The following is a 21571-nucleotide window of genomic DNA, read 5'->3' as shown; positions in this document are numbered from 1 at the left end:
GACTCCGACGCCACCTGCGCCACGGAACTAAGCGGCCTCACCGGCGGGCAACGTTACAGTGCCCCTGCCATCCCGAGAGCGACCCTGAACGGCAAGCGGATGCCCAACGTCACCTACAACGTGGTCGCGAAAACTGACGGCGGCCTGGAGAACCACTTCACGATCATCACCGATGACTTCGCCAAGCCCAAGAGCGTCGAAGCACACATCACCGGACTACTCAAAGGCGACATCAACCGCAGCGCGTGGCAACAAATACTCGCCGCCGCCGTGTCGGGGGATTCGGCCACGACGGCGGCCACCTCATCGCGTCCCTCTTCGCAGGGCCAGGCGAAGGCGCCAACGTCCTGGCCCAACTCATGTTCCAAAACAGAGGCCACGGAACCCCCAACGTATCCGCCAACACCCTGGCGTTCTTCCAACTCGAAAGAGACCTCATGACCAAGGCCCTCCACCGCGTCGACACAGGACAACCCCTAGGCTTACACCTAAAGGTAGAAGCCATCCCAGGACCATAACCCGGGCTGCCGGAAGAATTGAAAGTCACTCACTGGTTCGACTCCGGAGAGAATAGTTCAGAATATTTCTCCAACCTTCCACTTTCTGAGGAGGCATTCGAATGATGACAGGAACGCGGATTTCTGGGGTCGAAGTGGATAACGGCCTCCAAAGGCTGCGGACTGAGGCCTTCGCCCAAGGTGGTCTGGGGTTCGGAGCAGAAGCAATCATCAGCCATACCATCATTCACCAAGCCTGGAGTCGACGAACAGAGGATATCCTCCAGAACGGTGTATGGGGGTTCATCCATAGTTTCCAAGATTTCTCGGTCGAATCCATGGACTACTGGCTCAAAGATATCCGTCGTAGCTCGTATGTCCCGGGCGTTGGAACATGGACGAGCTGCAAGGTCTACCTCTACCCCGACTCCGAGGGCAAACTCGAAACCTTCGACGCTGAGGTCCTCAGACCCGCCCAGGAAACAACCATCCCGGATCGTCCGGCGGACGCACTGACTCTGTTCCAGGACCTCAAAGCGTTCCCGAGAACGCTGGACAACATACCGCAGTGGATGTGGACAGTGTTCCGCGCCGAAAGCGTCACACCCCCTATCTACAACCCTCAATTGAATACCGTCGAGTGGGACAACAAACGCCTTCCCGTCACCGAAAACGGCACCGACTTCTCCGTCGAACCGGAGATCATTGACCCATCCAAGGAACCGGGTGTCTTCGCAAAGATCGGCCGAAAGCTCTTCGGCGGGTAAGAAGGAACACGCCGAACGACCTGCAGTACCACCGCACCTGGAGCAGCCGCGATCCAAGCTTTGGGAAGAAGCGGAGCTGCGTCCGCCGTCGTCGGGCTCCATAGTCCACTGGACTGCTCAAAGGCGACATGAACCGCAGCGCGTTGCAACAAATACTCGCCGGCCGCCGTGCCGGCGGTCGCGGCTACGACGGCGGCCACCGCCTTGCCTCCCTCTTCGCAGGACCAGGCGAAGGCGCCAACACTCTGGCCTTCTACCAACTCGAAAGAGAGCTGATGGGCAAGGCCCTCCACCGCGTCGGAACCGGACAATCTGGGCTGCCGGACAGCGCCGAAGTTACGGACGGCTTCGATTTGGAGACGCCAGTGACACGCGAGTTTTCGAACCTGATGCCCGATCCGACAGCCACCTTTCGAATGCAGGACTCACGGACGCAATCCCCTAGCGTTCTTCCTCGCGATGAACTGCCGGATCCACTCGACCGTCTCCGGGTGGTCCAAGTGAAGGCCGTGCCCTGCACCGGGAACCCTCACCAGGACGGAGCGTGGGATGTGCTCGCGAAGAAGCAGGGCATTGGGCAAGGGCGTGAGCGCGTCCTCAGTTCCATGGAGTATGAGCGTGGGTGCTTGGATTTCGCTGAGCCGACTCCAAGCATCGTGCTCGCGACTGGCCGTGAAATGGCGCGCTTTGGCCCAAGCCGAAGCATGGGAGTTGAAGAACGTATGCGTCGCTGCGGGATTGTTCATGACCCACTCCGCATCGAAGAAGAGCGGCTCCAGACGCGACATATCTCCACTGGTCAAGGCTTCCAGGGCCGCCTTATCCGGAAGGGTTCCAGCGTCGGGCCACTTTCCACCGCTCGTTGCGGCAAGAACCAGAGTGCGGACTTTTTGCGGATGATCGATGGCCAGCCATTGGGCAATCCGCCCTCCCATCGAATGACCGTACACGTGTGCTAAATCCACACCCGCGGCGTCAAGGACAGCAACAGCATCTTGGGCAAGAAGCCGCGTCGTGTAGCGCTCGGCGTCACCCTTCCCGCTCCGACCAATCCCCCGGTGGTCGAAGCGGATGACGCGGTAAGAGCGGGACAGAAGTTCCGCCGTCGGGCCCCAACCGTCCATGGACGTGGCCTGTCCGGCGATCAGGAGCATTGCTTCGCCCTCGCCTTCAGACGTCCAGGCGAGTTCAGCGCCGTCGGCGGCCTCCGCAAAGTTCACCGTGCCACAGTATCCGGGCCGCCCTCAAAGCGCTGCGGCGCAGGACACAGTGTGTCAATCAGCAGTGAAAATGTCCTCTATGGCGCAGTCGAAGGTGCGCGCAATGAGGAACGCCAACGGCAGCGAGGGATCGAACTTCTCACGTTCGATGGAAATCACCGTCTGCCGGGAAACTCCGAGCGCGGCAGCCAAGTCAGCCTGCGTCCAGTTGCGTCCGGCCCGGCGCTCGGCGAGGTTGTTCTTCACTTCAGAGCCCGGTGGCGGATTACGAGGTAACGCACCCCGGCGTCCACCGCGCTCAAGCCAACGACAGCCAGGAGGACCGGCGCCGCATCCACGGTGATGCGTCCGATGACCAGCACCAGGACAGCAACCAGCACGGCGACCAGAATATCCAGGAACGCACCCGCTGCGGCTTGGCGCATCCACTGCAACTCAACACTCTGCTCGCCATGCATATCACGCGTGACCGTGTGGTTCGACACGAAGACCTTGGCTCCCAGTGACATAGCCGGGTAGGCGGCACAAAGGGCTCCAATCCCCGCAGCGAGCCAGAAGTCATCCGGATTTGATGCACCCACCAGGACAGAGATGGCGATTGTGAGGATGGCGCCGAGGATGATTGCCAAGACGTAGTGATGGAACGGCGCCCGCCTAGATGTAAAGGAAGCTTTACTCATCTTGAAAGTAAAGCACCCTTTACATGTAGAGGCAATGGTTGCGCATCGGGGCTAGCGTTGAGGGATGACCGCTGACTACAGGTACGACGTCGAGGTGCTGCACCTTTTGGTGTCGCCGGCCCACGCCTACTTTGGCCGTGCCCGGGAAGGCGCGGCGGAGGTCCCCACCACCGACGCGGACCACGCGGAACTGGTTACGGGCAAAGGCATTGTTGGCGACAGGTTCTTCGGCAAAGCCGCACACATGGATGCTGCAGTGACACTCTTCGCGGTGGAGGCTCTTGAATCGATCGCCGCCGAGCTTGGCGCTGGACCTTTTGACCCCCTCCTGACCCGTAGAAACGTGGTGCTGCGAGGAGTTGAGTTGTCCCCGTTGCTTGGCCATGAGTTCACGCTTGAGTCCGGCGGAGACACGGTTCGGCTTAAGGCCGGGCGACCTGCCCACCCCTGCGCCTGGATGGATGAAATGCTCGCCCCCGGCGCCCACAAGGCCATGCGCGGGCGTGGTGGTGTCCGGTGCCAGGTGATCGCGGGCGGCTTGCTGCACCGAGGCCCCGCAGTACTGGTCTGCCCCGTGCCGCTCGACCCGACTAAGGCCGGGGACGCGAACGTGCTGAGGCCATCGAGGTTGCCATAAGGACCTCCACCCCGCGTCCGCGAAGGTCAGCACCCTGTCATTCGATGGCCTCCCCGCATAGGGTGATCAGGTGGATACCGTCAGCAGCAAAGTACAAGCCTTGGCCGGATCCGCGTTCGCTGCGCTCTTCCGGGCCATAAAAGTTGTGCGTCCGCATAGGCCGATCCACCCAAAGGGCATCCGGCTGGTGGGAACCTTGGAAAGGGACGCCGGTCCGCGGGAGCCGTCGGGAATCCCTTGGCTGGACACCGCGGGGAGCAACGTGGTGGACGCGCGGCTCTCGCGCTCCATCGGTTTGCCGGACGCCTTCCCTGACATCATCGGTTTGGCCGTGCGCTTCACTGAGCAGGACAAACTGTCCGACATGCTCCTCGCCACCACCGGGCCGACAGGTCTTGGCCGGTTCATCCTCCGGCTGAGGCGGGATGCAGCGTCTGCGGTTTTCTCCAGCATGATGCCGTACAAGTCTGACGACGGCCCCGTATTGATAGCAGCAAGGACCATCGGCGGACCCGCTAAGCTGCCCGTGGAACCGAGTGCTTTCCGGTCACTTCTGGGTGATGAGACGTGGATCCTTGAACTCCATCACGGCAGCCCACTGGGTCCATGGAACAGGTTCGGCACTCTAGCCCTCAGCCTTGCCGACCATGCAGAAGACACCGCCGAACGATTTGATCCGGTCCTCAATCCGCTTCCAACAGCAGGAACGTACGGCTGGACGAGGCGACTGCGCGAACCTTCCTACGCGTTGGCCCGCCGACGGGATTAGACGCGTGGCTTCCAGCCCTTCTTTGAGCCATCAATACCTCAAAATCAACCTACGGCAGTTGTAGACCGACCCGCCGGCGTCGAAAGATGGGCCAGAAGCGTACGCCGCGGGCCGCGCCTCACACCTCGGATACCGGCGCCGCGAACTGCGCCTCGTACAGCCGGGAGTACGCCCCACCCGAGGCCAGCAACTCCGAGTGCGTCCCCTGCTCCACGATCTGCCCGGCTTCCATCACCAGGATGAGGTGGGCGTCCCGAATGGTTGAGAGGCGGTGGGCGATCACGAAGCTCGTCCGGTCAGACCTCAACGCGTTCATGGCTTTCTGCACCAACACCTCAGTCCGGGTATCCACCGAGCTTGTGGCCTCGTCCAGGATCAGCACCGATGGGCGGGACAGGAAGGCCCTGGCAATGGTGAGCAGTTGCTTCTCCCCGGCTGAGACGTTTCCGCCTTCGTCGTCGAGCAAGGTGTCGTATCCCTCGGGCAAGGACCGAACAAACCTGTCCACATACGTCGCCTGCGCGGCTTCCATGATTTCCGCTTCGGAAGCGGTTGGCCGTCCGTAGGCAATGTTGTCGCGGATCGTCCCGCCGAACAGCCAGGTGTCTTGGAGGACCATCCCCATCCGCGAGCGCAGCTCCTGCCGCGAGAGGGACGCGATATCCACGCCGTCCAAGGTTATGCGCCCGGAGTCCAGCTCGTAGAAACGCATCATGAGGTTCACCAACGTGGTTTTTCCCGCTCCTGTCGGCCCGACAATCGCGATACTCTGACCCGGCTCGGCAACCAAACTGAGGTCTGTGATCAGCGGCTTGTCCGGGGAGTACCGGAAGGACACGTTCTCGAACACGAGCCGCCCGCGCGAAGGACCAGCACCGGAAGGCTCAGGTTCGGCCGACTCTTCCTCCTCATCCAACAGGTCGAACACACGCTCGGCCGAGGCCACCCCGGACTGCAGCATGTTCGCCATGGAGCCGAGCTGCGCCAAGGGCATGGTGAACTGCCGTGAGTACTGGATGAAGGCTTGAACGTCGCCCAGCTGCATGGAACCGGAGGCCACCTGCAGACCGCCCACCACGGCAATTCCCACATAAACCAGGTTCCCGATGAAGGTCATGGCCGGCATGATCAGGCCGCTCACGAACTGCGCCCCGAAGCTCGCCTGATACAGCTCCGAGTTCTTGAGACGGAATTTCTCCTGCACCTCGTTCTGCCGTCCGAAGACCTTCACCAACGCATGCCCGGTGTAGGTTTCCTCGATCTGGCCGTTGAGTTCGCCGGTGTTCTTCCACTGCGCCACGAACAGCTTCTGCGAGCGTTTTGCGATCAGCAGCGTGGTCCCCAGCGTCAACGGAATAGTTACTAAGGCAATCAGTGCCAGCAGCGGCGAGAGCAGGAACATCATCACCAACACACCCACCACGGTCAGCAGGGACGAGACCACTTGGCTGATGGATTGCTGCAGGCTTTGGGAGATGTTGTCTACGTCGTTGGTCACCCTGCTCAGCAGCTCGCCGCGCTGGATGGAGTCGAAATAGCGCAGGGGCAGCCGGTGGATTTTCGCTTCTATCCGCTCACGGAGGCGGTACACGGTCCGTTGAACGACGCCGTTGAGCACGTACGCCTGCATCCAGCCGAACGCTGAGGCCAGGACATACAGTGCCAATGCCCACAGCAGCACCGAGGCCAACGCACCGAAGTCGATTCCGACGCCGGGCGTGAGTGCCATGGCGCTCAGCATGTCGGCTTTGCTGTCCTCACCTGAGGCGCGCAGCCCTGCGATCACGTCGGCTTTGGAGGCACCAGCGGGGAACTGTTTGGAGACGACTCCGGCGAAGATCAGGTTGGTGCCTTCACCCAGCAGCCGGGGTCCGATCACGGACAAAGCAACACTGACCACGGCGAAAACCAGCACCAGGATCAGCCAGAATCGTTCAGGCCGCAGCGTTCCCAACAAACGGCGGGCGGAGGCACTGAAGTTCGAGGCCTTCTCGGCCGGGATGTTCATACCGGCGAAAGGACCACCCCTGCCCGGCCCCATGGCCGGCCGCTGGGGACCGCGGGGGCCAGCTGACACAGAACTCATGCCGCCTCCTCCGCCGCGAGTTGGGAGGACACGATTTCCCTGTACGTTTCGGAAGTCTCCAGCAACTCGTCGTGCGTTCCGCGCCCAACGATCCTGCCGTCGTCGAGCACCAAGATCTGGTCAGCATCCGCAATGCTGGAGACCCGCTGCGCCACGATCACCAGCGTGGCTCCGTTGATGTGGCGTTTGAGGGCCTGCCGGAGCCGGGCATCAGTGGCGGTGTCCAAGGATGAGAAGGAGTCGTCAAAGATGTAGAGCTCAGGCTGCTTCACCAGGGCACGGGCGATCGCGAGCCGTTGCCGCTGGCCGCCGGACACGTTGGTGCCGCCCTGCGAAATGACGGCGTCCAGGCCGCCGTCCATTTTCTCAACAAAGTCCCGGGCCTGGGCCACCGCGAGCGCCTGCCACAATTCATCCTCAGTGGCGTCGGGTTTGCCGTAGTGAAGGTTGCTGCGGACCGTCCCGGAGAACAGGTAGGGCCGTTGCGGCACCAGCCCGATGTGCCCCCACAGCAGGTCCGGGTGCAGCTCTCGGACGTCCACGCCGTCCATTCGTACGGATCCGGAGGTGGCGTCGAACAGCCGCGGCATGAGGTTCACCAAAGTGGTCTTGCCCGCGCCGGTGCTGCCGATGATCGCGGTGGTCTCGCCCGCCCGGGCGGTGAACGAAAGCCCGCTCAGCACCGGCTGTTCGGCACCCGGGTAGGCGAAGCCGACGTCGCGCATTTCCAGTTCGCCGCGGCGGATGCCGCCCGAGACAGGGTTCGACGGCGGCTGGACACTTGAGTCTGTTTCCAGCACCTCGCCGATGCGGTCGGCGGAAACGGACGCGCGCGGGATCATCACGGCCATGAACGTTGCCATCATGACGGACATGAGGATCTGCATCAGGTAGCTCAGGAACGCGATCAACGTGCCCACCTGCATGGAGCCGTCCTCGATCCTGAAGGACCCGAACCAGATCACCGCCACGCTGGAAACATTCATGACCAGCATGACCGCAGGGAACATGAGCGCCATCAAACGGCCGGCCCGGAGCGCAACGTCAGTGACGTCGTCGTTCGCTTTGCCGAACCGTGTGGCTTCCATATCCTCCCGGACGAAGGCCCGCACCACCCGGATGCCGGTGAGCTGCTCGCGGAGGACCCTGTTGACGGCGTCGATCCGGACCTGCATCTTCCGGAACAGCGGCACCATCCGCGTGACGATCAGCCCGACAGCCACAAGCAACACCGGCACGCACACTGCGATCAGCCACGATAACTGCGCGTCCTGCCGCACCGCCATGATCACGCCGCCGATGCTCAGCATGGGCGCCGCGACCATGAGCGTGCAGGACATGAGCACCAGTTGCTGTACCTGTTGGACGTCGTTGGTGGATCGGGTAATCAAGGACGGCGCCCCGAATCTGGTGACCTCCTGCTCCGAGAACTCCCCCACCCTGCTGAAGATGGCATCCCGGAGGTCACGGCCCATCCCCATGGCAGCCTTCGCACCGAAATACACGGCAACCACGGCACAGGCGATCTGCAGCAAGGTAATGAGCAGCATGAGTCCGCCCATGCGCAGGATGTAGTCGGTATCACCGGTGGCGACGCCGTTGTCGATGATGTCCGCGTTCAGCGTCGGCAGGTACAGGGACGCGATGGACTGCGCCAACTGAAAGATGACGACGGCGATCAGCAGCCGCTGATGCGGCCGCAGGAAGCGAACAAGTACCTTCCACAGCATGGGATCTCCGAGCCCGAGCGATGTAAACCGAAGGCCAGTTTACGTCTGGTTGCTGCGGGCAACTAGAGGAAGTTCTCGCTGATTTAGTCTGTGGCGAACTGCAACCGCCCCACAGCCTGGAGCTTCCCCGCGAACAGCAGTGCGGCGTCGCTGAGTTCATTCTCGGCAAGAATGCGAGTGCCTTCGACGTCCGCGTTGAGCACTGTCGGGGCGAAGCGGACGTGCGTAGCGTCCTCGATGCCCACAAAGTTCAACCAGTCAGCAACGTAGCTGCTGCTGAAGTCGGAGCCGAAAGCTGCCGGAACCCCCGGGGCATAAACACCGCTCGTGTGGATGGCGACGGTCTGCTTGCCTTCCATGAGTCCGCTATAGCCCCTTTCGGGGTCGAACCCGAAGCTCCAGCCGGGCTGGGTGATGATGTCGATCCACTGCTTCAGCACGTAGGGCACGCCCGAGTTCCACATGGGAATGTTGAAGACATAAGCGTCTGCGGCTGCGAATTGGTCAAAGACTGCGCGGGCGGCTTCCCAGGCCGCAACCTGTTCCGGTGTCTGGTCCTGACCTGTGAAGACAGCCATTTTCGCCGCGGCCGCGGTCCGGCCGAAAGCCGGCAACGCGCCGTCGTCGAACAGGTTCACCGTCTCCACCTCGAAGGTCTCCGAGGCAGCAGCCTGAACGGAGTCGATGAAGTGGCGGGCGAGCCGCAGAGAATCGCTGTTCGCGTAACGGGGCGAAGCGTTGATGTGGAGGATGGAGGGCATGGTGTTCCTTTCGAATCGGGGGAAGCTTTTACCCCCGATTCGATCCTCACCCGGGTACGTCGTACAGCGTAAGAACGCACTTTATTGTGCCCAAGGCACCTCAAAGTACCTGCAATGATGAGGAGCATGACACTCACAGCTGATCAGACACGGCGCAGAGCACAGCACCACTACAACGCCTCCTTGGAGCTCTGCCCTGCACGCCAACTGCTGGAAGCCATCAGCAGCAAATGGGTGACGTTGGTGATGCTCGCCTTGGAGGAAGGGCCGCAGCGGCACAGTGGACTGCGCCGGCGCATTCCGGGAGCCAGTCAGAAAATGCTGACTTCCACGCTCCGCTCGCTGGAGCGGGACGGACTGATTCACCGTGAAGTCACTGCATCTGTTCCGGTGCGGACGGACTATGAGCTCACACCCCTTGGCCGGTCCCTGCTCCCGATCATTTTCGATATGAAGGAGTGGGCTGAGGACAACATGGATGCCGTGGCTGCGTCCCGCCAACACCAGGACAGGGACCGCGCCAGCGTCACCCCCGGACAGTAGGCTGGAAACGTTCGTGTTGAACCGCATCGAAGGGACTTGAGTTTTGGCTTACATCACCGTCGGAAACGAAAACAGCACTGAGATTGAGCTTTACTACGAAGACCATGGGACCGGCCAGGCAGTGGTCCTGATCCACGGCTATCCGTTGGACGGTTCCTCCTGGGAGAAGCAGACTGCAGCACTGCTCGACGCCGGCTACCGCGTCGTCACGTACGACCGCCGCGGGTTCGGCAAGTCCAGCCAACCGACTGAAGGCTACGATTACGACACCTTCGCCGCTGACCTGAAGACCGTGCTGGATACCCTGGACCTGAACGACGCCGTGTTGGTGGGCTTCTCCATGGGTACCGGCGAGGTTGCGCGCTACATCAGCACGTATGGCTCGGCCCGCGTTGCCAAGGCTGTGTTCCTTGGTTCGCTGGAGCCGTTCCTCCTGAAGACCGACGACAACCCGGACGGTGTTCCCCAGGAGGTCTTCGATGGCCTTTCGGCCGCCGTCACAGCAGACCGCTATGCCTTCTTCACCGATTTCTTCAAGAACTTCTACAACAGCGATACCTTCCTTGGCACCGCACGCCTCAGCCAGGAATCCGTGGATGCAAGCTGGAACATCGCCAGCAAGTCGGGGGCCTTCGCATCAGTGGCCGCCCAGCCCACCTGGCTCACGGACTTCCGCGCAGACATCCCCAAGATCGATGTCCCGGCCTTGATCGTCCACGGCACGGCGGACAACATCCTGCCGATCGACGTCACGGGCCGACGATTCAAGGACGCCCTGCCTAGCGCCGAGTACCTGGAAATCGAGGGCGCACCGCACGGGCTGCTCTGGACGCACGGGGCCGAAATCAACGACGCCCTGCTGGCGTTCCTCAAGAAGTAAAGCCCTAGGAGTTTTTGAGGCGTAGCTTCCGAGCCTTCTTGCCTTTCTTCAGGTACTCCTGCTGCTGCGCGTCGGCGGTGGTGCGCTCCATCGCGTGGAGCACGCCATATGTGAAAGCACCGCTGCCGACGTCCGGCACCGATCCGAGCTTCAGCAGCTCCGCCCGCGCCATCACGCTGTCCTGGTGGTCGCCAAGGATCGACTGAACCCTATGCGCCGCACTCCCCAGCTTCACGGCACGCTTGCCGTGAATGCTCTCCACGGCCGCCGCGGCGAAGCGCAGCTTCTTGGCGGCCTTCCGGACTTCATGGAACGCCTTATCGCGTTGAGGCCCGACGGCGGCACTCACCGCTTCGTCGTGCCGTTTGCGGAGCCTTTTGCCGGCTTTGTTAACGAGCTTTGCCGTGGTCTCCTTGGCCGGCCCTGAACCCTTGGACGTAGAGGGTGGAACGTCGATGAAAGCTTCCAGATCGTCCAGTAATGTGAAATAGCGGGGGCTGTTCAGCCGGTTCCTGATGGCGGACATCGCAGTTTCGGCCCTCAGAGCCATCCGCTCTTCCAGTTCGTTGTGGAGCTGACCCAGGACGAGCTTCCCCGGCAATTCATCAAGGCTGTTCTTCAAGCGTTCGTGCAAGACTTCCACATCGCGATACCGGCCAAGGGTCTTTGCAAGCGATTTCAGCTCCCCCTCCAAGTCCTTCACCGGTGCCTGCTCGAACAGCGCGCTGTAACCATGCAGCACTGCACGGATGCGGCGGATTTGGGAGCGCATTTGGTGGACTGAGTCGTCCCGGGCAAGGCGGACGTGGGAGTCCTGAAGGAGCAGATCGGCAACTTGTTCGTCCAGATAATTGAGCACCGGGATCACGGCTGGACCGTTTCCGCTGGGCTCTTCACGGTCTGTTCGCTTCGAAGCGGGCCACGAGTCGCCCAGTGCTGTGGCCAGTTTGGAGGTGCGCTCGCTCGGCTTTGCTCCGGCGTCGGAAAGTTGCTGTGTCAGGGTGCTCAGCAAGGTATCGTCACCGTCGTCGGTTTCGTCCGGTGCCAGCTCCACCTCCCACTCCCTCCATTCCAGCTGACGAGGTTCACCGATTACGGACTGGGCTTGGACCGAGTCGTCCACGAAGTCGGCCATCCGGTGGCCATCGTTGCCATACAAGGAGTAGCTGGTACGTTCCGTGGTCAGTGTTGCAACTGCAGCCACTGCGTGACCACGGGTGTAGGCAATGATGCGGTCCATGAGTTCTACCGGGACAGTATCGGCTCTGCCCAACGGTGCTTGGATTTCCGTTCGCTTTCCCGCACTGTGCGGGAGCTTCAGGTGCCAGCCGGCGTCCGGCCCACCCGTGCGGCGTCGCAGTGTGATTCCCCGGGAAGCAAGGGCCAGGTGACGCGTGTCAAAGTAGATGGCTTCCAGGCTGTGGGTTGCGGGTTCACCCACGCGCCCTACCCCGTCGATCGCTTTCAGGTCAGGCAGCGGCGTGGACGCTTCGGCGTCGAATTTCTGCTCAACTTCCATATTGCTGGACGTTGCCATGACTGCCAGAACTCCCTCTGCCGTTGATTTTCCTTATGCCACGAGGGCCGGCCCGTTGTGATGGCCGGCCCTCGTTGGAGCTACTTTTTACTTCTATAACCAGTTTGAGCCAGTCCGGAGCCTGGCGCCAGAGCTGGAGCCCTTACTAGAGACCAGGAGTGCGCGGCTGCGGCGGCTCGGCAGGACCCTCGTTGGACGCGGGCGCTGAGACGTCGGCCGCGGGCGCTGAGAGATCCGGATCGACTGGCGGGAACTCGGCTGTCGCCACTCCCCCGTTTCCGAAGGGTTCGCCCGTGTCATCAACATCTCCACCGGACACCGTGCCACGCCAGGCACCTGTTTCATGCCCCTGGGCTTCGATGAACTTCTTGAACTTGTCCAAGTCGGCACCAACACGCAGGCTGTCCACTCCAAGGGCAGAGCCCGCCTTTTCCGCGAGGCCATCCGGCTCCCAGACGATCTCCACGTTGACCCGGGTGCTGCCTGCGTCGAGGGGCTCGAAGCTCACCGTCCCCCCGTTGCGGGGACCGTCCACGCTGGCCCAGCTGACCAAGGAATCGGGGACCTGCTCAATGATCTGGGCGTTGTATTCGCGCTTCACGCCGCCCACGTTGGTTGAGAAGTGAAGGCCCGTTTCATCGATCTGCTCTACGGCCTCCACCCCGTTCATGAATTGAGGGAAGGTCTCGAACTGCGTCCACTGGTTGTAGGCAACAGATACAGGTACATCCACTTCGATTGACTTATTGACCGTAGCCATAGGTTGCTCCTTCGATCGTGTCTCGGGTGCTTACGCGGTACTGCTTGTGGCGCGCCAGCCAGCTGGCTGCTTAACCAGTGGCGCGCCTGTCTAAAGCGCGCCAGCCAAAGCTCTTAGCCGGCGTCGAAACTTTCATCGTCATCGTCGTTGGGAGACTCTTCTTGTGGCAGGTCGTTGCCGCTGCCGTCCGGCAAGCCATCATCGTTGCCGTCGGGCTGGGTGGACTGCTCGGCCAAGTACTGCTCGTCGGTTCCGCCGAAACGGCCCGCGCCTGGTTCGCCGGAGCTGTCCGAATCCTCAGGATCCAGGTGGCTGAGGTTCGGCGCGCCGGTGCCTTCTCCGAGGGAGGCTTCCTCGATGTCTTCTTCCACGCGGGGCTGGGCCTGCCCTCCGCCGGCTTCCTGCTCTGCCGTAGGAGTGCCGTAGCCTCCCACTTCCTCTTCCGGTGTGGCATTTTGCTTGTCCATGAGACCTGTCCTTTCCAAAGCGGTGAACGTGTTTATGGAACTCTTCGAACCTATAAGTGCAGCTGGTGGCATGTCCATGCCCTGACGAAATTAGTCAGTAATCTTAGCGATTTGAGAGTGAAAGCGTTACTGTTCAGCCCCTAAAATCATCGACTCACGATGGTTGTGGAATTTCGCAACCACCCTGGGGATCCAATCCTGTGTAATTCAATGGCCCCGCGACAATATTCAGGGCGATGGTGGCAAACTGCGAGCACTGCGCGGGCGGAGCCGTGAAGTAACCCCGCTGACCCGCTGCCACGGCCCCAATAATGAGCCACACCACCACGAACAGCCCGATAAGAGAACCGATCCGCATCACTACCCCAATCGCTGAACTGACATCCCCAGCTATTAGTAAGCATACTGACAAACCTGCCGAAGACCAAAGAAACGCGGCCACGACCGGGATTTCTCCCTGCCGCAGCCGCGTCTCCCCGAATCAATCCGTAGGGTTTGTTTCGGTTGTCAGACCACGGTTGTCCGCGGTCTTTTCGTCCTTCTCTTCGGCCGGCCCGGGCGGGTTGGCTGATTCGCTGGGACCAGCGTCGACGGCGTCTTCCGGACTTTCCGACGACGAATCACCCACTGGTACCTGGCTGCTCGATTCCGGCGCCCCGGGGTCCCTGGGAATGGGATGTCCCGGGGTGGTTGTTCCATCGCGAACTTGCGCGAAACCGGCAACCTCGCTCGGATCAGTGGTCATGCGCGCGACCGACCACGACCCACTACCCAGCCAATAAGGGCCAGCACCAACAGGATGATTCCCACCCACAGGAGGAAACTGAGGGCTTGGTTGAATCCGCCGACGAGGAGCAAGATGATCGCGATAACACCGGCGATTATTAAGAGTGTATTCATTGAGCTACGCATCCCTTCAATAACGGTTGTCTATTCAGGAAGGCGTCCGCTGGTACTCCATTTCTGAAGCGCCACCCATGCCAACGGGCACCGATCGGAGAATTACTCCTCCATATCGCTTACGTACCCCCACGGAAATGCGTTCAAACAGAACTCATGCCCGGGAGAGGCACGTACATAGCATCATGATAGGCGTGCACTGCCCCGCGGCGAAGGAGTTCGACAGGAAACTTAGTACGCTTTTGTCGAGAACGCTCCAAGGGCCCGGCTGATCTCCAAGGCAGTTCCTGCCGCAGCCTCGCCATATTCCTGATACTTGGCGGGCACAATTCTGCTCGATGGCCCGGAGATGGAGATGGAGCCTGCAGCGACCCCGCCGGAACCCAACAGAGGCACGCCGATCGAGGTGATCCCCGTACTCAGCCCCTGCTCATTGATGGAATATCCGCGGGCCCGGGTGTCCGCGATCATCACGCGAAGCTGGGCAGCGTCCACCACGGTCTGCGGCGTCAAGGCTTCAAGCTGGCCGGCCAGATACTCATCCACAAAGGCGTCGTCGGCTGCCGAAAGGTACGCGATTCCCGTGGAGGAGGCGTGCATGGGGAGCCTTGACCCCAGGGGCAGGAACGCCCGGAGGACATGCGGGGTGTCCAGGCGTTCGATGATCAGCATGTAGCCGCGGTCCGGAACTGCCAGGTGCACGGTCTCGGTGGTGTCCAACTGCAGCGCGTTCAGTGGACCCATGGCGGCATCGCGGATGACTGAGCCGCTGCTTCCGCGGCTGGCAACGGCAAAGGCGTGGTTGGTCAGGACCCACTTCCCGGCCTGAGCCTCGGACTGCGCAACCCACCCCAGCTCGCCGAGCGTCCGGAGCATGCGCAGGACCGTCGCCTTGGGCACATCCACTTCACGGCTCAGCTCTGAAAGGCCGGCCGGCTGATTGTCCGAGACCGCTTCCAGGACCCGAATTGCCGTGACCACGCTCTGAGTACTCATCCACACTCCCGCTTGACCGACTTCTTTCCGTGCCCTACATTACAGGCGACTTCCCAAAATGAACCAACGGTTCATCTAGTGAACCGATGCAGCTTGATTGGAGAAAGTGCCCATGTTCGCAGCGGATGCCGGCGTTGGCGTGTGGATGGCTGCAATGACCATCGACACGGTGGTGGTCAGGCGGCTCGTCTTGTTGGCGCCCTGGTGCTTCCGTCCAGTCTCTTAGAACCCTTCATCGATAGGACAACACAGTGCTCAAACCACTCCGCGGAATCACCGTGATCGACCTCAGCCGTGCCCTTGCCGGCCCTTACTGCACCGCCCTCCTGGCCGATATGGGTGCCAGGATCATCAAGGTGGAAAGCATCAACGGGGGTGACACCGCCCGCCAATGGCCTCCGTTCCAGGACGGTCACAGCCTCTACTTTGACTCCGTCAACCGCAATAAAGTTTCGGTGTGCATCGACTTCTACTCGGAGGAGGGGCGTGGCATCCTCGCCGGCCTGATCGCTGACGCGGACGTCCTGGTGGAGAACTTCAAGCCCGGCACCCTGGAAAAGATGGGGTTCACTCCAGCACGGCTGGAGGAACTCAACCCGGGACTCGTGGTTGGATCCGTCACCGGCTTCGGCAACACCGGTCCGCTCAAGGACGACGCCGGACTGGACCAGGTGATCCAGGGAATGTCCGGGCTGATGTCCGTCACTGGGCCCGGACCCGGCTCGGCCTATCGCGTGGGGGTGCCAATCGTGGACATCACCTCGGGAATGATTTGCGCGTTCGGAATCGTCTCCTCGCTTCTGGGGGCCCGAAACGGCGAGCGCCCCAGCCGGGTGTCCACTTCCCTTCTTGAAACCGCGCTGAACCTTTCAGCCTTCCAGGGACAAAAAGCCCTGAGTCTCAGAGAAGCACCTACGCCGCAGGGCAACAATCACCCCGTCATTGCCCCATATGGCATGTTCGCCACGGCCACGGAGCCCATCAACATCGCGGTGGGAAGCGACAAGCAATGGCGGGCGTTCTGCGACTTGCTCGGCATTCCCGCCGCCGTCGAGGACCCCCGGTTCATCACCGGAGCGGACCGTTCGGCCAACAGGGATCAGCTGTCAGAGCTCATTGAAAGTACTCTCAGCGCCAAGTCCGCCGCCGACTGGGTTCCCCTCATCAGCCACGCCGGAATCCCCTGCGGCCCTATCTATGACTACACGCAGGCCCTCGCCTCGGAACAGGTTGCCGCTTTGGGACTCGTGCAGCGCCGCCAACGCGCGGATGGGTCCGAGCTCCCCCTGCTCCGCGGCCCACTCAGTTTGGACGGCGAGGCCAGCGAAATCCTTTCGCCGCCTCCGCTGCTGGGCGAGCACACCGCCCAAGTACTGATGGAACGCGGAATGACGCACGACGACGTCACCCGGCTTGAGCGCGAGGGTCGCGTTGTGTGCGGGTCGGCAAAGATTGGAGCAACGCGATGAGCACCGTTTCCGAAGTAGCGCGTCCCCGGACCGGCCGCATCTCTGTCGCGATCGCTGACGGCGTGGCCACTGTGGAGATTTCCAACCTGGCGCAGAGAAACGCTCTGACCAAGGCCATGTGCCTGGAGATCCAGGAACTGATGCCTCAACTGGACGCCGATCCGGACGTTGCGGTGGTTGTGCTGCGCGGCGCCGGAGATACGTTCTGCGCCGGGGCGTCCATCAGTGAACTGGCCTCGGTGCTGCTGGATCCCCAGCCGGACGGTTCCACGGCGGATCACCTCAGCAGGGCAGATTCGGCCATCGCAGCCCTGTCGAAGCCCGCCGTTGCCCTGGTGGATGGCGCCTGCATGGGCGGCGGGTGGCAGATCGCGTCGGCTTGCGACTTCATCATCGCCAACGAGCGTGCCGTCATAGGGCTCACCCCGGCCAAGATCGGCATCATCTACCCACGGACCGGCCTCGAACGGCTGGTCCGGTTAGTGGGACATGCCAACGCGAAGTACATCCTGCTCACCGGACAGACGTTCAGCGCTCCTGAAGCTCGAGCGCTCGGGCTGGTTGCCGACGTCGTGCCTTCCGAATCCTTTGAGGAGAAGTGCGCAGCGCTTGTCCGTTCCTTGCGGAGCCGCTCCCGGTTCTCCATGCACTCCATGAAGCGGCTGGTGGACTTGACGGACAGTGTGCCTGCGGCCGGCATTGATCAGGAATGGGCGACAGCTTGGTCGGCGATGCCCGACAGCCCGGACATGGGGATCGGCATCAGCGCATTCCTGAACCGCGAGCAGCCCCGGTTCATGTGGCGGCCTGCATAGTGAGCAGCCCCTGAGCTGTGATCCGCGCCTCATCCGGCACAACTGAGGCCCTCCCCGCGTTGTACAGGGAACGAGTTGTACAGAAGACGAAGGGAGGGCTCATGCTCATTGTTCTGACGGGAATTGACGGCTCAGGAAAAACGACGGCGGCCCGCGCCTTGGTCGATTCAGCTCTGACTGAGGGACGAAGCGCCCTGCTGCTCAGTAATCACGCTGCACGCCGAAGGATGTCGCTCCTATCGGCGCGGTATGGGTGGAAGGTGCCGCCACGCGTCGCGGACTTCATCGAAACCGGCGTTCGCGTGTTCAACGTGCTGGTGAACCACGCGCGCGCCCGGCAATTCGACGGCCTGGTGCTCATGGACCGCCACCTCCATTGCCAGCTGGCCTTACGCCAGGCCAACGGATTGCGTCGCGGCCGGCTGCTGCCATGGCTGCTGGAGAAACTCCCGGCTGCTGACCTGCACGTCCACTTCGACGCGGATCCCACCATCGCCCATGAGCGGGTTATGGCGCGTGGGACGGACCAAGAGACAGTTGCCGATCTGAGGGCATTCAGGGACGCATACCGTTCACTGCCTGAATATGAAGACTTTGCCGTGGTGGACGCCAGCGGCGAACCTGGCGACGTCCAGGCCCAGCTGAACCGTGTGATCACTGGTAAGGAACCACTCCACGCCTAGCCCAAGCGGCTCGCAGCGCGGCCGGTTGACTTGCAGCATCTCTTTTGCAGGGTAGGCTCGCGCAGATGAGCCGGCTTGCGAAGGAACATCTTCAGTGATTTCAGAGGCTAGGATCAGCCGCGGATCCCAGAAAGTCATTTCAAGCGTTGTGGGCGTGGCCTGCTTCTTCATCATTGCGACTGCTATTCCCAGCGGCGTCCTGCTAATCAGCCTGGCGCTGGCTGTTCTTATGCTCCTTTTGACAGCGCTGGTGCTGCGTATGACCGTGAGCATCGAATCCACAGAACGCACCTTGGTAGTCAGATGCCGGCCGTTCTACTCCCGGACGGTCCCACTGAAGGACATCGTCGATGCCTCCCCCGCCCCATCCAGCTCCCTGACCGAGGGCTTTGGCATTCGCTACTTGGGCCGGAAAACATGGGGGCTGCTGGTCGGCGGACCAGCCATCGTCATCGAAACGCCCAACCGCACGTGGATCATCTCGACCCCGAACCCCGAGTCCACAGCCGCAGCCATCCTCGCCCACGCCGGCAAACTGAGGGACAGGTAGTTGGGTACATAGCGGCCGGTCAATCCCGCGGGCGCATTAGCGGAGGGTTGAGTACGGCGCGGGTTGGCTGGCCCGGCGTCGGACGTGCCTCGGAGGCGAGCCTGAACAGCGCAGCCGGCCGTCCGGCGTCGCCCGTTGTCATCCGCCCTGTATCTTCCAGGAAGCCGGGCGTTCCGGTGGCTTTTCTGTGGAAGTTCCGCGGGTCCAGGCGTGTGCCCCACACAGCCTCGTAGACGGAGCGGAGCTGGGCGATGGTGAACTCCTCGCCGCAGAACGCCGCGCCCAGGGGCGAGTATTCAAGCTTCGACTTTGCCCGCTCCAAGGCGTCGGCGAGGATCCGCGCGTGGTCGAAGGCCAGATCAAGCTTCCCATCGAGGACATCACGAACCAGGTACCACGCAGCCTGCTCAGCGTCACTACCGGCCGACAACACCGGAAAGTCCGGCGCCAGCAGCAGATGAGCCACGGTCAGGACGTCGCCACGAGGGTCGCGCCCCTTCGGGCCGTAGCTCCCCAATTGCTCCAGATGGCCCGGAAGATGTTCGACGCCGGTCTCTTCCGCGAGCTCCCGACCAGCCGCTTCGAGGAGGTCCTCGCCCGCGAGAACGAAGCCGCCCGGTAGTGCGAGCTTGCCGCGGAAGGGCTCAATAAGGCGGGTGATGAGGAGGACGTTCAACTCGCCGTCGCGGACCGTCAGGGCGACGATGTCGACTGTCACGGGGAAGCGCTCAGGCGCCGGATGGGATTCAGGCATGAAGCAATCGTAGGAAATTATCGTCATCTTGACAATAAAGCTGGATCCACTCTAGTGTTTGATTATCGTCAAGTTGACGATAACCAAATGAAAGAGAGAACATCATGGCCAACATCAAGCGCTACCCCTGGATCAGCCACTTCCTTGGCAGCCCCACCGGTTACGTCGTCCACCTCCAGAAGGGGACGGTCAGGCACCAAGGAGTTGGCCAGGCATTCTGGTTCCGCCCCGCGAACTCGGTACTGAGCGAGGTCCCCGTAGATGACCAGGAACTGCCCACGCTCTTCCACGCCATCACCCGCGACCACCAGGACGTGAGTGTTCAGGCCAACGTGACCTACCGGTTCATCGATCCCGTGGCCGTCTCCACCCGCCTCGACTTCGGCTTGCAAACTGCGGGCAAGGCGCCGGCAACCGGACGTGAGCAGGTGTCCACCATCATCGGCCAGCTGTGCCAAAGCCACGCGATCGACCAGATCGCCACCACCACACTCGCCGAGGCGCTGGAACGCGGAGTCAGCCAGCTGCGTCTCGTCCTCACCGAAGCACTGCGGGCCGATGCAAGGCTTCAGTCCACCGGCATCGAAATCCTCGGGGTGCAGGTCCTCGCAGTTCGTCCCGAATCCGACGTCGAACGCGCCCTCCAGACGCCGGTGCGTGAACAACTCCAGGCCGAAGCGGACCGGGCCGTATACGAAAGGCGGGCAGTCGCCGTCGAACGTGAACGCACCATCTCCGAGAACGAAATGGCGAGCCAAATCGAACTGGCCGTACGCCGCGAAAATCTGGTGGCCCAAGAAGGCGCAAACGCCCGGCGCGCTGCTGAAGAGAAAGCAGCCGCGGGACTCATTGAGGCCCAGGGTTCAGCTGAACGAAAGGGTATTGGCGCCGCCGCCGAAGCCAATCAGATCCGACTGGTCGGCGAAGCAGCTGCAGCCCGCGAAGCCGCAACCATGGAGGTCTACCGCGGCATGGAACAGGCCACACTCCTGGCGTTGGCACTCAAGGATGCAGCCGGCAGCCTCCCGAACATCGGGAACCTCACCATCACTCCGGACCTGCTCAGCGGAGCACTTGCCGGACTGTTCAAGGAACCCGCCGCTATTGTAGAACCCACCAAGTAAGGACCGGTCATGGCAACCCCGCGCATCGTCATCGTCCACCGACGAACAGAACTCCAGGAACTTCTGGACCGGCACGCCACCCGGGGCCAGGCCGAGTTCTTCCTCCGTACGCGTGGCCGCAGCATCCAGGACGTGCAGGATCGGCACGATCAGCTCACCTCCGCTCTCGCAACCATCAGGGCGGCAGTACCCTCCGATTGGCGCCAGGCAGAAGTAGAACGGGCGGACCTGAGCCGCTTCCTGCTCACGGCCGAGGACATCATCGCCGTGGTGGGACAGGACGGACTCGTGGCGAATGTTGCCAAGTACCTGAACGGCCAGCCGGTGATCGGCATCGATCCTGAGCCAGGCGCAAACCCGGGCGTACTGGTCCGGCACACGCCCGCAGCGGCCGCCGCCTTGCTGGGTGCCGGCGACCTTGGACGGCTCCGCTGCCAGGACCTCACCACTGTGACGGCAACGCTCGACGACGGTCAGCAGCTTTCGGCGCTCAACGAAGTTTTCGTCGGGCACGCCTCGCACCAATCGGCGAAGTACTCCATCACAGCGCCGAGTTTCACGGTTCCGGGCGGGCAAACAGAGCGGCAGTCGTCGTCGGGCCTCATCGTCTCCACCGGCACAGGCGCCACCGGCTGGTGTGCCTCCATTGCTTTGGAACGTGGAGGGCGGGCACTGCCTGGACCCACCGATCCGCGGCTCGCATGGTTTGTCCGCGAAGCCTGGCCCTCCCCGATCACCGGTGCCTCGTTGACCGAAGGTGTCCTGGAAGCAGGCGAAGTCCTTCGGATTACCGTGGCTTCCGATCAACTGGTGGTGTTCGGCGACGGCATGGAAGATGACCGGCTGACGGCATCGTGGGGGCAGGAGATCACGGTGCAGTTGGGGCAGCGGCCGCTGAAGCTGGTTGTTTGATCTTCACCTGTGCAGCCACCACCCACTTTGATGG

The 21571-nt window shown here is 62.1% G+C and carries 25 protein-coding genes; 12 read left to right on the top strand and 13 right to left on the bottom strand.

Going from position 1 to position 21571, the window contains the following annotated elements:
* Window positions 1-245: 245 nt before the first annotated feature.
* Both J3A64_RS24150 and J3A64_RS22195 read left to right on the top strand, forming a co-directional pair.
* A complete protein-coding gene (locus J3A64_RS24150) occupies window positions 246-518 on the top strand; it encodes a hypothetical protein (protein WP_083773662.1) in 273 nt (90 codons plus the stop codon).
* Window positions 519-619: 101 nt separating this feature from the next.
* Window positions 620-1264, top strand: coding sequence for a hypothetical protein (locus tag J3A64_RS22195; protein ID WP_210065951.1), 645 nt, complete (start codon window positions 620-622; stop codon window positions 1262-1264).
* Between the two features lie 425 nt (window positions 1265-1689).
* On the opposite strand, the gene J3A64_RS22190 is transcribed toward J3A64_RS22195, so the two are convergent.
* From J3A64_RS22190 to J3A64_RS22180, 3 genes are read right to left on the bottom strand one after another with little or no spacing between them, the layout of a single operon-like run.
* Complete coding sequence (locus tag J3A64_RS22190) at window positions 1690-2484, bottom strand: alpha/beta fold hydrolase (protein WP_210065949.1); 795 nt, start codon at window positions 2482-2484, stop codon at window positions 1690-1692.
* 54 nt (window positions 2485-2538) lie between these two features.
* Complete coding sequence (locus tag J3A64_RS22185; RefSeq protein ID WP_043470667.1) at window positions 2539-2730, bottom strand: helix-turn-helix transcriptional regulator; 192 nt, start codon at window positions 2728-2730, stop codon at window positions 2539-2541.
* The gene (locus J3A64_RS22180; RefSeq protein WP_014922745.1) at window positions 2727-3164 is read right to left on the bottom strand and encodes a hypothetical protein; all 438 of its coding nucleotides are present in this window, start codon (window positions 3162-3164) and stop codon (window positions 2727-2729) included. Before J3A64_RS22180 ends, J3A64_RS22185 begins: the two co-directional genes overlap by 4 nt.
* A gap of 64 nt (window positions 3165-3228) precedes the next feature.
* On the opposite strand from J3A64_RS22180, the gene J3A64_RS22175 reads away from it, so the two are divergent.
* Together J3A64_RS22175 and J3A64_RS22170 are read left to right on the top strand one after the other, a co-directional pair.
* Window positions 3229-3801, top strand: a complete 573-nt coding sequence (locus J3A64_RS22175) for an MOSC domain-containing protein (protein ID WP_210065947.1) — start codon at window positions 3229-3231, stop codon at window positions 3799-3801.
* 70 nt (window positions 3802-3871) lie between these two features.
* Window positions 3872-4570, top strand: coding sequence for a hypothetical protein (locus J3A64_RS22170; protein WP_210065945.1), 699 nt, complete (start codon window positions 3872-3874; stop codon window positions 4568-4570).
* Window positions 4571-4688: 118 nt separating this feature from the next.
* Here J3A64_RS22170 and J3A64_RS22165 read toward each other — a convergent pair whose 3' ends face one another.
* From J3A64_RS22165 to J3A64_RS22155, 3 genes are all read right to left on the bottom strand, one after another.
* On the bottom strand, window positions 4689-6656 hold the full coding sequence (locus J3A64_RS22165; RefSeq protein WP_286176441.1) for an ABC transporter ATP-binding protein: 1968 nt from the start codon (window positions 6654-6656) through the stop codon (window positions 4689-4691).
* The gene (locus tag J3A64_RS22160; protein WP_210065943.1) at window positions 6653-8386 is read right to left on the bottom strand and encodes an ABC transporter ATP-binding protein; all 1734 of its coding nucleotides are present in this window, start codon (window positions 8384-8386) and stop codon (window positions 6653-6655) included. The genes J3A64_RS22165 and J3A64_RS22160 overlap by 4 nt, the downstream gene beginning before the upstream one ends.
* Before the next feature lie 83 nt (window positions 8387-8469).
* The gene (locus tag J3A64_RS22155) at window positions 8470-9147 is read right to left on the bottom strand and encodes an FMN-dependent NADH-azoreductase (RefSeq protein ID WP_011776084.1); all 678 of its coding nucleotides are present in this window, start codon (window positions 9145-9147) and stop codon (window positions 8470-8472) included.
* 126 nt (window positions 9148-9273) lie between these two features.
* Here J3A64_RS22155 and J3A64_RS22150 point away from each other — a divergent pair, with 126 nt between their 5' ends.
* Both J3A64_RS22150 and J3A64_RS22145 read left to right on the top strand, forming a co-directional pair.
* Entirely contained in the window at window positions 9274-9690 is a 417-nt protein-coding gene (locus J3A64_RS22150; protein WP_043470671.1) for a helix-turn-helix domain-containing protein, read from the top strand.
* 43 nt (window positions 9691-9733) lie between these two features.
* Window positions 9734-10570: an alpha/beta fold hydrolase gene (locus tag J3A64_RS22145; protein ID WP_011776086.1), complete on the top strand. Its 837-nt coding sequence runs from the start codon at window positions 9734-9736 to the stop codon at window positions 10568-10570.
* A gap of 4 nt (window positions 10571-10574) precedes the next feature.
* On the opposite strand, the gene J3A64_RS22140 is transcribed toward J3A64_RS22145, so the two are convergent.
* The 6 genes from J3A64_RS22140 to J3A64_RS22115 form a co-directional block, all read right to left on the bottom strand.
* Window positions 10575-12107 carry a CYTH and CHAD domain-containing protein gene (locus J3A64_RS22140; protein ID WP_210065941.1) on the bottom strand — a complete coding sequence of 511 codons (1533 nt, stop codon included), beginning with the start codon at window positions 12105-12107 and terminating at the stop codon, window positions 10575-10577.
* A gap of 145 nt (window positions 12108-12252) precedes the next feature.
* A complete protein-coding gene (locus tag J3A64_RS22135) occupies window positions 12253-12867 on the bottom strand; it encodes an SRPBCC family protein (protein ID WP_210065939.1) in 615 nt (204 codons plus the stop codon).
* Window positions 12868-12980: 113 nt separating this feature from the next.
* Window positions 12981-13412, bottom strand: coding sequence for a hypothetical protein (locus tag J3A64_RS22130; protein WP_014922753.1), 432 nt, complete (start codon window positions 13410-13412; stop codon window positions 12981-12983).
* 403 nt (window positions 13413-13815) lie between these two features.
* Window positions 13816-14079: a hypothetical protein gene (locus J3A64_RS22125; RefSeq protein ID WP_043470673.1), complete on the bottom strand. Its 264-nt coding sequence runs from the start codon at window positions 14077-14079 to the stop codon at window positions 13816-13818.
* Window positions 14076-14234: a hypothetical protein gene (locus J3A64_RS22120; RefSeq protein ID WP_167532113.1), complete on the bottom strand. Its 159-nt coding sequence runs from the start codon at window positions 14232-14234 to the stop codon at window positions 14076-14078. Before J3A64_RS22120 ends, J3A64_RS22125 begins: the two co-directional genes overlap by 4 nt.
* A gap of 231 nt (window positions 14235-14465) precedes the next feature.
* Window positions 14466-15230, bottom strand: coding sequence for an IclR family transcriptional regulator (locus J3A64_RS22115; protein ID WP_011776092.1), 765 nt, complete (start codon window positions 15228-15230; stop codon window positions 14466-14468).
* Between the two features lie 251 nt (window positions 15231-15481).
* On the opposite strand from J3A64_RS22115, the gene J3A64_RS22110 reads away from it, so the two are divergent.
* From J3A64_RS22110 to J3A64_RS22095, 4 genes are all read left to right on the top strand, one after another.
* Window positions 15482-16699, top strand: a complete 1218-nt coding sequence (locus J3A64_RS22110; RefSeq protein WP_210065937.1) for a CaiB/BaiF CoA-transferase family protein — start codon at window positions 15482-15484, stop codon at window positions 16697-16699.
* Window positions 16696-17514, top strand: a complete 819-nt coding sequence (locus J3A64_RS22105; RefSeq protein ID WP_210065935.1) for an enoyl-CoA hydratase/isomerase family protein — start codon at window positions 16696-16698, stop codon at window positions 17512-17514. The genes J3A64_RS22110 and J3A64_RS22105 overlap by 4 nt, the downstream gene beginning before the upstream one ends.
* Before the next feature lie 101 nt (window positions 17515-17615).
* The gene (locus J3A64_RS22100; protein WP_210065933.1) at window positions 17616-18197 is read left to right on the top strand and encodes an AAA family ATPase; all 582 of its coding nucleotides are present in this window, start codon (window positions 17616-17618) and stop codon (window positions 18195-18197) included.
* 94 nt (window positions 18198-18291) lie between these two features.
* Window positions 18292-18747, top strand: a complete 456-nt coding sequence (locus J3A64_RS22095; protein WP_014922758.1) for a hypothetical protein — start codon at window positions 18292-18294, stop codon at window positions 18745-18747.
* Between the two features lie 19 nt (window positions 18748-18766).
* Here J3A64_RS22095 and J3A64_RS22090 read toward each other — a convergent pair whose 3' ends face one another.
* Window positions 18767-19528, bottom strand: coding sequence for an NUDIX domain-containing protein (locus J3A64_RS22090; RefSeq protein ID WP_210065931.1), 762 nt, complete (start codon window positions 19526-19528; stop codon window positions 18767-18769).
* 77 nt (window positions 19529-19605) lie between these two features.
* Here J3A64_RS22090 and J3A64_RS22085 point away from each other — a divergent pair, with 77 nt between their 5' ends.
* Together J3A64_RS22085 and J3A64_RS22080 are read left to right on the top strand one after the other, a co-directional pair.
* Window positions 19606-20625: an SPFH domain-containing protein gene (locus tag J3A64_RS22085; protein WP_210065929.1), complete on the top strand. Its 1020-nt coding sequence runs from the start codon at window positions 19606-19608 to the stop codon at window positions 20623-20625.
* Window positions 20626-20634: 9 nt separating this feature from the next.
* Window positions 20635-21537, top strand: coding sequence for an NAD(+)/NADH kinase (locus J3A64_RS22080; protein WP_210065928.1), 903 nt, complete (start codon window positions 20635-20637; stop codon window positions 21535-21537).
* Window positions 21538-21571: the final 34 nt, after the last annotated feature.

Origin of the sequence: Pseudarthrobacter sp. PvP004 (assembly GCF_017876035.1) — a bacterium.
Taxonomy (GTDB): Bacteria; Actinomycetota; Actinomycetes; order Actinomycetales; family Micrococcaceae; genus Arthrobacter; species Arthrobacter aurescens_A.
The sequence above is the reverse complement of the archived record's forward strand: the minus strand, read 5'-3'. Positions and strand labels throughout refer to the sequence as shown.